9 protein-coding genes are annotated in these 12,626 nt (G+C 33.6%); 8 read left to right on the forward strand and 1 reads right to left on the reverse strand.

Annotated features, from left to right (window positions below; genetic code table 11):
• The first annotated feature begins 59 nt into the window (after positions 1–59).
• Together ACFOZ1_RS11280 and ACFOZ1_RS11285 are read left to right on the forward strand one after the other, a co-directional pair.
• Complete coding sequence (locus tag ACFOZ1_RS11280) at positions 60–1,361, forward strand: ArsB/NhaD family transporter (protein ID WP_390199357.1); 1,302 nt, start codon at positions 60–62, stop codon at positions 1,359–1,361.
• Between the two features lie 57 nt (positions 1,362–1,418).
• Complete coding sequence (locus ACFOZ1_RS11285; protein WP_390199358.1) at positions 1,419–2,093, forward strand: DUF421 domain-containing protein; 675 nt, start codon at positions 1,419–1,421, stop codon at positions 2,091–2,093.
• 145 nt (positions 2,094–2,238) lie between these two features.
• Here ACFOZ1_RS11285 and spoVB read toward each other — a convergent pair whose 3' ends face one another.
• Positions 2,239–3,786, reverse strand: coding sequence for a stage V sporulation protein B (gene spoVB, locus ACFOZ1_RS11290; protein ID WP_390199359.1), 1,548 nt, complete (start codon positions 3,784–3,786; stop codon positions 2,239–2,241).
• Positions 3,787–3,924: 138 nt separating this feature from the next.
• Between spoVB and ACFOZ1_RS11295 the strand changes: the two genes are divergently transcribed.
• From ACFOZ1_RS11295 to ACFOZ1_RS11320, 6 genes are all read left to right on the forward strand, one after another.
• A complete protein-coding gene (locus ACFOZ1_RS11295) occupies positions 3,925–4,212 on the forward strand; it encodes a post-transcriptional regulator (RefSeq protein ID WP_390199360.1) in 288 nt (95 codons plus the stop codon).
• Between the two features lie 208 nt (positions 4,213–4,420).
• On the forward strand, positions 4,421–6,679 hold the full coding sequence (secDF, locus tag ACFOZ1_RS11300; protein WP_390199361.1) for a protein translocase subunit SecDF: 2,259 nt from the start codon (positions 4,421–4,423) through the stop codon (positions 6,677–6,679).
• A 123-nt stretch (positions 6,680–6,802) separates the two neighbouring features.
• Entirely contained in the window at positions 6,803–7,129 is a 327-nt protein-coding gene (locus ACFOZ1_RS11305; RefSeq protein ID WP_390199363.1) for a LapA family protein, read from the forward strand.
• 206 nt (positions 7,130–7,335) lie between these two features.
• Complete coding sequence (gene recJ / locus ACFOZ1_RS11310; protein ID WP_390199365.1) at positions 7,336–9,657, forward strand: single-stranded-DNA-specific exonuclease RecJ; 2,322 nt, start codon at positions 7,336–7,338, stop codon at positions 9,655–9,657.
• On the forward strand, positions 9,647–10,159 hold the full coding sequence (locus tag ACFOZ1_RS11315) for an adenine phosphoribosyltransferase (RefSeq protein ID WP_390199366.1): 513 nt from the start codon (positions 9,647–9,649) through the stop codon (positions 10,157–10,159). The genes recJ and ACFOZ1_RS11315 overlap by 11 nt, the downstream gene beginning before the upstream one ends.
• Positions 10,160–10,415: 256 nt before the next feature.
• Complete coding sequence (locus ACFOZ1_RS11320) at positions 10,416–12,620, forward strand: RelA/SpoT family protein (RefSeq protein ID WP_390199368.1); 2,205 nt, start codon at positions 10,416–10,418, stop codon at positions 12,618–12,620.
• The last annotated feature ends 6 nt before the right edge of the window (positions 12,621–12,626 follow it).

The following is a 12,626-nucleotide window of genomic DNA, read 5'->3' on the forward strand; positions in this document are numbered from 1 at the left end:
GTCTGAAATCGAATATAGATGTTACATAGGCTTGTCAACATTGTAAAGAGGTGAAGAATATGTCTGTGATAATCGCTATTAGTGTTTTTATAATAAGTTATATCTTTATTATGTCTGAGAAAATAAATCGAGCATTAGTTGCATTAGCTGGGGGTATGTTGTTGTTACTAACAAATATATATGACTTTGAATTAGCAATAACAAAATATATAGATTGGCGAACAGTAGCTTTATTATTTGCCATGATGGTGTTAGTTTCGATAACGAAAAAAACGGGTGTATTCTCTTATGTGGCAGTTTTATTAGCAAAAATAGTGAAAGGAAAACCCATTCCTTTGATGTTTGGGATTGCAATACTTACAGCGATTGGGTCAGCATTGCTAGACAATGTCACAACAGTATTATTATTTGTGCCAGTCATATTAACTTTAACAAAACTATTAGAAATAAGGGCTTTTCCATATTTAATTATCATTATCATAAGTGCTAATATTGGAGGAACAGCAACATTAATTGGAGATCCTCCTAACATCATGATTGGTCAAGCAGTATCCCATTTAAATTTTGTTTCATTTTTAAAACATATGGCCCCAGTTGCAATGGTTATTTTTATTCTTAGTATAGGTACTTTGTTAATTATATTTAAAAGACAATTAAAGCCGATTCATCCAGCGAATTTGGAAAAACTAATGAAAATGAATGAACAAGACTATCTTGTACGCTCACCATTACTAGTTCAATCATTATCTGTATTAACGATGACTATAATAGGTTTTGTATTACATCCAGTCTTACATATTGATTTGACAATTATAGCGCTAACAGGAGCTATTTTGTTATTACTTATTAGCGAAAAAGAAGTACAAGCAGAGAAAGTGTTTGAGAATGTAGAGTGGGTCACATTATTTTTCTTTATTGGGTTATTTATGTTAGTAGGTGGATTAGAAGAAGTAGGCGTAATTGATGAATTAGCACGTTCGATTATGATGTTAACAGATGGAGATATGGTATATACTGCACTATTATTATTATGGACATCTGGGTTATTCTCAGGAATTATTGATAATATCCCGTTTGTTGCTGCAATGATACCTGTTATCCAAGAATTTGAATCATATGGAATGAGTAACTTAGATCCGTTATGGTGGTCGCTTGCGCTAGGGGCTTGTCTTGGAGGTAATGCGACATTAATTGGTGCAAGTGCCAATGTTGTTGTGGCAGGACTAGCTGAAGCACAAGGAGAACGTATCGCATTCTTAAAATATATGTTATATGGTGTACCGATTGTAGTACTATCTTTAATAATTACGACATTGTATGTGTATTACAGATATTTATTACCATATCATGTATCACCATAATAGATAGAATGAAAATGGACAAACTAACCAGAACGAATAGATTAGGAAGTGGTAAGGATGTCTATCGAAGAAATCGGATTACTATTAATGCGAACATTATTTTATTATATTGTTGTTGTGATTATTTTTAGAATGATGGGTAAACGTGAAGTAGGTGAACTTAGCCTGCTCGATATTGTTGTATACATTATGATCGCAGAAATTGCTGTCATGACAATTGATGATTTAGATTTGTATTTCGGTTACGGTCTTATTCCAATGTTATTGCTTATGGTTATTCAACGACTTACAGCATGGATTTCATTGAAAAGTCCATTATTCAGAGCATGGTTTGAGGGAAAACCTTCCATTATAATTACTCAAGGTAAAATTGATGAATATGCAATGAAAAAAAATCGATTCAATTTTGATGATTTATTACAACAGCTAAGAGAAAATGGAACGGAAAGTATTAATGATGTTGCATACGCAATATTAGAACCATCAGGTAAATTATCCATTATTGAAAACAAAAAAGCTCATCCTTTAGGTGATGCGATGAATGGGCTTGTACTACCATTAATTGTTGATGGCCATATTCAAATTGGTGCATTGCATCAGTTAAAAAAAGATCGAGAATGGTTAACTCAACAAATAAAAAAACGAGGTTTCGATACAATAAACGAAGTATCCTTTTGCTCCATTGATTCATCAGGTGAGTGGTTTGTAGATCGCAAAAATGAGGAGAAATAATAATGAGGTTGCTATTGTATGGCTACAATATGATGATAGAATGGCAATAGATTATTACGAAAAGTATAAACCGAACTATTTAGAAATAGTTCGGTTTGTTTTTAATACTGGGATAAAAAAATTCAATTATTACATTAATAGTCAGTTACACAGCTTTTCTTCTTCTAAGCTGTTGTAATTCTTCCTTGCTTATAAACTTTAGTGCAAACAAGAAGATAATATAGGTAATGAGTAAAATGATAAGTAAAAGTAAAAATGATATTAACTGATTCATGGAATGCGAGAAAACTTGCATTAAAAGCCAGCCAGTCCAAAAGCTAAGTCCGATTAGTAAGCACATTTTAAATATAGAGTAGAGAGAGAGTTTAAATCCAATGTGATTATATAATGTGATAAGGTGAAATATTGTTCCGATTATTACACCGACACACATTGCGATTGCTGCCCCAAAAATACCAATAGACGGATTTGTCGCTAAACAGATTAATATAATAAATTTTATCATTGTTGCAATGATATTATTCCACATCGCCTGCTTAGCTAAATCTAAAGCTTGTAATGTTGCATTCAAAGGAAACTGTATATACATAAATAAGAAACATGGAGCCATGATTTGAAGAAATCTACTTGCGTTAGTTGTCCCATACATATAGTGAAGAATCGTATCTGCATACAATGTTAAGATGACTGTAGCAATCGCACCTGATGCAAAAGACAATCTTACTGCCTGGTGGATCCGATAATGAATTAATTTATGTTGATTTTTTGCCTCTGCTTCACTTATGTTTGGTACAAGTGCGATAGCGAGTGAATGGGTGATAAATGTTGGTAAAAATAATAATGGGATAGCATAACCAGTAAGGACACCATACATCTTAGTTGCTTGAACAGTTTGAAATCCAGCAAGTGCAAGACTTTGTGCTACAAGTATTGGTTCAAGAAAATTCGATATAGAACTGACCATTCTGCTAGCAGTACTTGGTAATGCGATAGACATTAATTGTTGTAATGTTTGTTTTCCTGTTTTGAGATGATTAAAGATTTGTTTTCTTATCTTAATTCGCTTATGATGACGGAACATTTGTAACATAAATAATAAGGATATCGCTTCACCAATAATAACGGCAATCATCGCTCCAGCTGCAGCAAATTCTAACCCGTATGGAGCAAAGAGTTGAACAAGTATGATTATCGCAATAATTCGAACAATTTGTTCAATTACTTGTGCAATACTTTGTGGCTTCATATTTTGCCTTCCTTGAAAATATCCACGTATTACAGCAGCTACTGCACTAATTGGGATGATTGGAATAATTGCGAGCATAGGATAATAGACGCGTTGATCTGTTAATAAATTTGTGGCGATATATGGAATAATCATATACATTGCAATTGATGTGAAAATACTTAAACTTACAGTGATACATAAAGAAATAAGTACAATTTGCTTTATTTTTTGAATATCACCCTTAGCATCAGCCTCAGCGACTCGCTTTGAAATAGCTAATGGAAGACCAATCTGCGAAATGGTATACATGAGAAAAAGTGTTGGTAATGCCATGTTATATAAGCCGATGCCCTCTTCACCCATTACTCTAGCAACGACAATTCGGTTAATAAAACCAAGAAATCTAGTAATCATTCCTGCTACGACAAGAATGATAGTTCCTTTTAAAAAATTCTGTTTGGTCACTTCATCAGACCTACCTTCTCAAATAGAAATTTTTCGTATACAATGAATTATATGCATGATACAAGGACAAGCATGACCATTTTTTCAATGTTTTGTGTATAATAGAATATAGTGAAGTTTTAGAATGGAGGAATTCCTGTGTGTGTTAAAAAAGAAGTCTCAGATTGGAAAATGGAACTAAGTGAAGTGTTAGAAAGTAAAATGGAAGAATTCAAACAGTTGGATTATGCGAAAGCAACAACAGAGGATGTTTGGAATTGTCTTGTTACAAAGGTTTGGAAAGGGAATCCTGAAAAAAGATTGTCAGAAGTAGTTCAAGATATTTTTCATTTAAATGCAAACACATATATGACTTATTTAACACAACAATCATTTATTGATTCAAGTTTACAGGAATCTATTGAAGCATTGTTTGGAAAAGAGTAAAATGAGTAAGTACTTGTTACAACATAGTGTCATTCGTATGAATGGATACATACATATTGGATTAAGGTTACCTTTCGTAAAGTGATACGAGTAGGAAAATAAGACTTTTTAGATGATTTTGTGATCGCAAGTAGTGGAAGAAAAACGAGACGAAGCGTGATGCAATACAACGAAAGTGTCGTTTTTCAAATGTTAGGGAGGCTTTAGAATGGTGAAAAGAGGAAGAATTGTTGCTTTCTTTCTAATAGTACTTGTGCTAGGAGCAACGATTGGAACAACATATTCTGATATTGCAAGTAAATTAAATCTTGGCTTAGACCTTCAAGGTGGTTTTGAAGTCCTATATGAAGTAGAGCCATTAGATGAAACACAAGAAGTAACAACAGAATTGTTAGAATCAACAGTGAGAATTTTGAATGAACGTGTCAATGTGTTAGGTGTTAGTGAACCGAGTTTCAACATCGAAGAACCTAATCGCATTCGAGTCCAATTACCTGGTATCTCGAATCAAAATGAAGCAAGAGAGTTGTTAGCTACATCTGCTTCCTTATCCTTCAGAGATGTGATGGACAAGGAATATCTGGATGGTTCAGATATCAAAGAGGGAAGTGCGAGACAAGCATTCGATCCTAATACGAATGAACCTGTTGTTACAGTGCAATTTAAGGATGCAAATGCATTCGGAGATACAACAGAAGAAATTTTCAATAATCCAGAACTAGATAATCGTGTAGTTATTTGGATGGATTATGAAGAAGGGGATTCTTATCAAGAAGAGGCAACTAAACCAGACCCCAAATTCGTATCTGCTCCAGGCTTTCAACAAATCTTGCGTACAACAGATATTCAGATTTCTGGTGATTTTACTGTAGAATCTGCAAAAAGACTTGCTGATATCTTAAATGCAGGATCGTTACCAGTTAATCTTAATGAAGAATATTCTACATCTGTTGGTGCACAATTTGGTCAACAGGCTTTGGATAAAACAATGTTTGCTAGTATTCTTGGTGTCTTATTAATTTTTGTTTACATGATTATTTATTACCGTTTTCCTGGTATTATTGCAACAATCACATTGAGTATTTATATTTATTTAGTATTGCTTGTATTCCAATTAATGAATGGTGTATTGACATTGCCAGGTATAGCAGCATTAGTACTTGGGGTTGGTATGGCTGTAGACGCGAATATCATTACATATGAGCGTATAAAAGAAGAATTAAAAGAAGGTAAATCCATTAAGGCAGCTTTTAAAGCAGGAAATCAACATTCTTTATCAACGATTTTTGATGCGAATATTACGACATTAATTGCTGCAACTGTTTTATTTATATTTGGTACAAGCTCAGTTAAAGGTTTTGCCACAATGTTAATTGTAAGTATTGTTTTAAGTTTTGTTACAGCAGTATTTGGTTCCCGATTGTTCTTAAGCTTTTGGGTACAAAGTAACGTATTAGACAAGCGCCCAGGCTGGTTTGGGGTGAAGAAAGACCAAATAAAAGACATTGCAAGTAAAGAAGAAATCGAACCAACTGTTTTTGGTCGCTCATTTGACCTGGTAAAACATAGAAAGAAATTTTTTAGTGTATCCATTATTTTGGTCATATTAGGTTCTATCTCACTAGCAATTTTTCAGTTGAATGTAGGAATCGACTTTAAGAGTGGATCTCGTGTAGAAGTATTAGCAGATCAATCGTTGACAACAGAAGAGATTGAAGGACTGTTTGAAGAAGTCGAACTTACAGCAAGTGGCCCGATTGTTTTATCTGGTGATAACAATAACATTGCAGTTGCTAAGTTTGAAGGAGAGTTATCTAAAGATAAGGTTGCTGAAGTAAGAGCATTATTTGAAGAAGAATATGGTAATGCACCAGCAGTAAGCACTGTTTCACCAGTAATAGGAAAAGAATTAGCACAAAATGCGGTATTAGCAGTCATCTATGCGTCAATAGGTATCATTATTTATGTCACTATTCGCTTTGAATTTTACTCAGCCTTAACTGCAATTTTAGCATTACTTCATGATGCGTTCTTTATTCTAGCGTTCTTCAGTATTACGAGATTGGAATTTGATATAACCATCATTGCAGCAATTTTAACGATTGTCGGTTATTCAATCAATGACACCATTGTGACATTTGATCGAATCAGAGAAAATATAAAGAAAAAGAAACGTGTAAAATCATTTGCAGAACTTGCAACAATCGTGAATCATAGTTTAATACAGACGCTAGCAAGAAGTATTAATACAGTCTTAACTGTTATTTTTGCAGCAGTGATGTTACTAGTATTTGGAGCTTCTTCTATAACGAACTTCTCATTTGCTTTAGTAATAGGATTGTTCGCGGGAACCTATTCTTCTTTATTTATCGCAGCACAACTATGGTTAGTATGGCGTGGAAAATCAATTAAAGAAAAACCAATCGTTTATACAGAGAAAAAGTCTTATGACGGACCTCAAGTATAGGTAATAATTAAAAGCAAGAGTAGAAACAATTGTGGTTTCCTCTTGCTTTTTGACTTAGAACCAGAATTTAATGTTTTTGGATATTGGAAATAGGGAACAATAACAAAAAAAGAGGTGATACCATTGAAAGGACAAACGTATATTGTTTTAGCTATTATATTTTCTGTTATTATTGCAATTTTTGCTGTAATCAATGTGGAACCTGTTCAAGTCGATTATTTATTTGGAACTGGGCAAGCACCATTAATCTTAATCATTCTTTTCTCTGTATTAATGGGAGCAGTCATTACTGCTGCCGTCGGAGTAATTAGACTTATTAAATTGCAAAGAGAAATTAAACAATTGAAGCAAGAAAATAACATCATACAAACAGAAGAAGTATCTGAAGTAAGTCTTGAATCGGATGAAACATTACCCGAAGAACCAATAGAAAATTACGAAAGAAAATGATGAAAAAATTTTCACCCTTGATACACTTTGTATAATAAGTGTATCAAGGGTTTTTTGATTGTTCTTACATTGTTAGGAAGGATATGCACCTTAAATAACAGTAATGAATGAAGATAAAGACTGTTAAATAAAGGTTTTATAAGTTTATCATTTTTAATGATAGGAACTACATTTTCATGTATAATAAGTGAGTCAGGGGTGAACTTATGTTACAGAGTCAATCAAATTGGATTTTTACATATAAAGAGGAAGATGAACAAGTTGATGAAACTGGCTTGTCATTATCACCATTTATCACAAGATTACTTAACAGTCGAGGGATGTTAACAAAAGAACAAATAGAGGCTTTTTTACATCCCACATTGGATCAGTTACATGATGCTAATCTATTTCATCAAATAGATATAGCAGCAGAACGTGTGGAAAAAGCAATTGAACGTGGTGAAAGCATACTCGTATATGGTGACTATGATGCGGATGGTGTCACCTCTACAACGTTAATGGTAGAAGCTTTACGAGAAAAAGGTGCAATGTGTGATTATTATATTCCTAACAGATTTACAGAAGGATATGGCCCTAACGAATCGGCATTCAGAGAAGCACACCGCCAGGGATTTCAATTAATAATTACAGTTGACAATGGGATTGCAGGCGTGAATGAAGTGAAGATAGCGAATGAACTTGGAATTGATGTGATTATAACGGATCATCATGAAGTACAAGAAGAATTACCTGAAGCACTTGCTATCATTCATCCGAAATGTTCTCCTAAATATCCGTTTGATGAATTAGCAGGGGTTGGTGTTGCATTTAAATTTGCTTCCTATTTGCTGGGGTATTTCCCTAAACAATTTCTTGATTTAGTAGTCATTGGAACTGTTGCAGACCTGGTACCATTACAAGATGAGAACAGAGTGCTTGTTAAGTATGGACTTGAAAGTATATCGAATACGAATCGAATTGGATTACAAGCATTAAAGAAGCAATGTTCCTTAACGGAAGAAATAACAGAAGAGGATATTGGATTTAGAATTGGACCAAGATTAAATGCTGTAGGTAGATTACAAGATGCGAATATAGCTGTAGACTTGTTATTGTCTGAAGATCCTGGTGAGGCAGAAGAGTTAGCAGAATATGTGCAAGAGTTGAATACAGAGCGACAAAAAATCGTGACTCAAATAGCTGAAGAAGCAATCCGTTCCATCGAACAATTAGGACCAATTGAACAACACAAGGTATTAGTTGTGGCAAAAGAGGGATGGAACCAAGGGGTATTAGGTATTGTAACTTCAAGGTTAGTTCAAGAGTATCACAGACCGGCAATCGTACTAACAATAGATCCAAAAACAAATAGTGCGAAAGGGTCTGCACGTAGTATAGCACAGTTTGATTTATTCAAGCACTGTATGACAAATAAATCATTGTTTACTCATTTTGGTGGACATGCACAAGCTGCAGGAATGACTTTACCTTTAGAGAACATAGACAAATTACGTACGGCATTAAATGAAATTGCTGAAGAAATATTAACAGAAGATGATTTCAAACCTCAATTGTTCATTGATACGACAATTGATATTAAGGCAATCAATATGGAATTGTTAACACAAATGAATCAATTAGCACCATTTGGGATGAATAATCCAAAACCAATTTTTCATGTGAAGGGATTACCGGCAGAGATTAGACAAATTGGTGCTACCAAAAATCATTTAAAAATCTTATTAGAAGATGATGGTGTTGCAGTTGACGGTATTGGCTTCGGAATTGGTGAGTTATATCAAAGATTATCTCAAGACACGCCATTAGAAGCGGTTGTTGAATTACAAATCAACGAATGGAATGGGATTCGAAAACCTCAATTATTTATTAAGGATATTGCAGTGAAAGAATGGCAATTATTTGATTTCCGAGGTGTAAAGAATTGGATTGATAAAGTAAATATTGAAAATAATGCGATTGCTTTGTCTTTTCAAGGTAATCAAATAGAAGCGATACAAACTGTTACAGTAACAGAATTTGAGCAATTAGCATCTCCAATTGAAGCATTATACTTAATTGATTTACCTAATAATATGGATCAATTAAGCAAAGTACTAAAAGGTAAAGAGATTTATCGAATGTATACCTGTTATCAAAATGATGAAAGTGTATTTTTTCAAACATTACCATCTAGAGAAGAATTTAAATGGTTATATCAATTTATTCTTAAACGTAAATACTTTGATTACAAAGTAGATGCGCCAAAATTAGCGGTATATAAAGATTGGAAGTTAGAGAAGATTAAGTGGATGTTTCAAGTGTTTCATGATTTGGGTTTCTTGACACGGGAAAATGGACAAATTGTGCCAACAAAAAATCCTGAAAAGAAAGACCTAACGGAATCTTCGTTGTATCAAAAGATGCAACAACAAAGAATAATAGAAGAACAATTATTTTATTCTACTTATCATCAGCTGAAAGAATGGTTAAATGACCAGATAGAATCAGCTACAACTAACGAGGAGGAACTCATTTATGGATTTTAAAAAATATATTACAGTAGTAGAAGATTGGCCGAAAGAAGGAGTTAAATTTAAAGATATCACTACATTAATGGATAACGGTCCTGCATATAAAGCAGCAGTAGACGAAATTGTGAAATATGCAGAAGATAAACAAATAGATATCGTTGTAGGTCCTGAGGCGCGTGGGTTTATTGTTGGATGTCCAGTATCTTATGCATTGGAAATTGGATTTGCACCTGTACGTAAAGAAGGAAAATTACCTCGTGAAGTAGTGAAGGTAGATTATGGTTTAGAATATGGAAAAGACGTATTAACCATTCATAAAGATGCCATTAAACCAGGTCAGCGTGTGTTAATTACAGATGATCTTCTAGCAACAGGTGGTACAATTGAAGCGACAATTAAATTAGTGGAAGAATTAGGTGGAATTGTTGTTGGATGTGCCTTTCTAATTGAACTGTCTTATTTAAATGGACGCGACAAGTTAAATGGATATGATGTATTAACATTAATGAAATATTAAGAATAAAATCAGAGTATCAAGCTAACTATGCTTCGATACTCTTTTTCTATCCAATTGTATTCGATTACATTCATTTTTTGTCGATAAATGCAAAAGAATATAAGGAAATGTTCGCTTTTTTTTGGTATGATAGAAAGAAATCTTAATTTAGAAAAAAATTTGTTTATTGAATATCAAATCTGTACACATACTTTTATTAGGTGTATATGGAATTTAGTAGTTGCGGATAGCAAGTCTAAAATAAAAGGTGATTATAATGGCAAAGGATAAAATATTAGCTCCAGAAGATATATTTGTGCAAGCAGAGAAATATCTAAATGATGAGGATATTAAGTTTATTCAAGATGCTTACAAATATGCTGAAAAAGCACATGAAGGACAATTCCGAAAATCAGGTGAACCATATATTATTCATCCTGTACAAGTTGCTGGAATTCTAGTTAGCTTGAAGTTAGACCCTGAGACAATTGCAGGTGGTTTTTTGCACGATGTTGTAGAAGATACGGATGTTACCATAAAAGATATTAAAGAAGCATTTAATGAAGAAGTCGCGATGCTTGTTGATGGGGTAACAAAGTTAGGGAAAATTAAGTATATGTCCAAAGAAGAACAACAAGCAGAAAATCACCGCAAAATGTTTATAGCAATGGCAAAAGATATCCGAGTTATTCTGATTAAATTAGCAGATAGATTGCACAATATGCGTACACTTAAACATTTGCCAATGGAAAAACAACGAAGAATTTCTAATGAAACTTTAGAGATTTTTGCTCCCCTCGCACATCGATTAGGTATATCTGCAATTAAATGGGAGCTAGAAGATACAGCATTGCGCTATTTAAATCCACAACAATATTACCGCATTGTTCATTTGATGAAACAGAAACGTGATGAGCGCGAAAACTATATTGATGAAGTAATGCAAGAAGTAAAGAAACAATTAGATGATGTAAATATTTACGCAGAATTTTCTGGTCGTCCAAAACATTTATATAGTATCTATCGAAAAATGATGTTACAAAAAAAACAGTTCAATGAAATTTATGACTTGCTTGCAGTACGTATTATCGTTTCGAGTATTAAGGATTGTTACGCAGTATTAGGAATCATTCATACTTGCTGGAAACCAATGCCAGGGAGATTCAAAGATTATATAGCTATGCCGAAAGCGAATCTTTATCAATCTCTCCATACAACAGTGATTGGACCAAAAGGTGCGCCATTAGAGGTTCAAATACGTACAAAAGAAATGCATGAAATTGCGGAATATGGTATTGCTGCACATTGGGCTTATAAAGAAGGCAAAAAAATCAATCCAGAAAAACAAACGAATGAAGATAAACTAGCATGGTTCAGGGAAATCATTGAATGGCAAAATGATGCGAATGATGCAGAAGAATTTATGGAATCACTAAAGGTCGATTTATTCTCAGATATGGTTTATGTATTTACACCTAAAGGCGATGTAATTGAGTTGCCGAGAGGTTCTGTTCCGTTAGATTTCGCGTATAAAATTCACACAGAAGTAGGAAATCATACGATAGGCGCTAAAATCAATGGAAAGATGGAACCATTAGATTATGAATTGAAAAATGGTGACATTGTTGAAGTAATGACATCTAAGCATTCCTATGGACCATCTCAAGATTGGTTAAAAATGTGCCAAACATCTCAAGCTAAAAATAAAATCAAACAATTTTTTAAGAAACAATTACGTGATGAGAATGTAGTAAAAGGTCGTGAAATGGTCGAAGAGGAATTAAGGCTTGCTGGCTATATACCGAAAGATGTGCTTACAGAAGCCAATATTCAACTTGCGATGGATAAATTCAGTTTTGCATTAGAAGAGGATATGTTTGCAGCTGTTGGTTATCATGGAATTACAGCAGCACAGATTGTCACACGCCTTACGGAAAAAATTCGTGAAGAACAAGAAAAAAATGAAAAAATTGAAAGAACAATTGAAAAAGTCAATGCAAGTGGAGAACAGATTAGTCGGAAATCGAAACGAGACTCCGGTGTATTTGTGCAAGGATTAGACAATATGCTCATTCGTCTATCCAAATGTTGTAATCCAGTACCTGGTGATCAAATTGTAGGATATATAACAAAAGGTAGAGGGGTATCCGTGCACAGACAAGATTGTCCTAATATCCAAACAGATGAAGCAAAAGATAGAATTTTACATGTAGAATGGGAAAATGAAGAATCAGAAACGAAACAATACCATGTTGACTTAGAAATCTCAGGTTACGATAGACGAGGATTGTTAAATGAAGTATTACAAGTAATTAATGAAACAAAGACGAATATTATTGCAGTAAATGGCAAATCGGATCGAAACAAACTTGCGATTATACATGTGACGATACTTATTCATAATACAGGTCATTTAAGACGTATCGTTGATCGACTCAAAAATATACCTGATGTGTATACAGTAGAGAGAACTATACAATAAGGAGTT

This window comes from Gracilibacillus marinus, from assembly GCF_042651725.1.
Classification (GTDB): Bacteria; Bacillota; Bacilli; order Bacillales; family Amphibacillaceae; genus Gracilibacillus; species Gracilibacillus marinus.

Bases quoted from the DNA above. Each gene is read 5' to 3' on its own strand.
- ACFOZ1_RS11280 (WP_390199357.1), top strand. From the start codon at position 60: ATGTCTGTGATAATCGCTATTAGTGTTTTTATAATAAGTTATATCTTT.
- ACFOZ1_RS11285 (WP_390199358.1), top strand. From the start codon at position 1,419: ATGTCTATCGAAGAAATCGGATTACTATTAATGCGAACATTATTTTAT.
- secDF (WP_390199361.1), top strand. From the start codon at position 4,421: ATGGTGAAAAGAGGAAGAATTGTTGCTTTCTTTCTAATAGTACTTGTG.
- recJ (WP_390199365.1), top strand. From the start codon at position 7,336: ATGTTACAGAGTCAATCAAATTGGATTTTTACATATAAAGAGGAAGAT.
- ACFOZ1_RS11315 (WP_390199366.1), top strand. From the start codon at position 9,647: ATGGATTTTAAAAAATATATTACAGTAGTAGAAGATTGGCCGAAAGAA.
- ACFOZ1_RS11320 (WP_390199368.1), top strand. From the start codon at position 10,416: ATGGCAAAGGATAAAATATTAGCTCCAGAAGATATATTTGTGCAAGCA.